This window comes from Psychrobacter sp. TB55-MNA-CIBAN-0194 (assembly GCF_040309505.1).
Classification (GTDB): Bacteria; Pseudomonadota; Gammaproteobacteria; order Pseudomonadales; family Moraxellaceae; genus Psychrobacter; species Psychrobacter fozii.
Map to the genome: position 1 here is coordinate 1 of NZ_JBEOOW010000450.1, position 261 is coordinate 261.

Genomic DNA, 261 nt, shown 5'->3' on the forward strand with positions numbered 1-261 from the left:
AATAATGAGTCACTTTGTATTTAGCAATCATTTGCAAAATCAAATCGGCATCAATCTTACGTAGGCAGACATTGACCCCAGCGCGCTCAGCAATAGACCACGGAAAGCACCAGCCATTGCAGTGAAATAATGGCAGCGTCCATAGATACATAGGGTGCTTGGGCATATCCCAATCTAAAATATTGGAGACAGCATTGAGCGTCGCACCGCGATGATGATAGACCACGCCTTTGGGCTTACCCGTCGTGCCAGAGGTATAGT

1 protein-coding gene is annotated in these 261 nt (G+C 46.7%); it reads right to left on the reverse strand.

What is annotated here, in order from left to right:
• Nucleotides 1-261: AMP-binding protein (locus AAEY75_RS15845; protein WP_352260129.1), on the reverse strand; the 261-nt coding region annotated here is incomplete at both ends.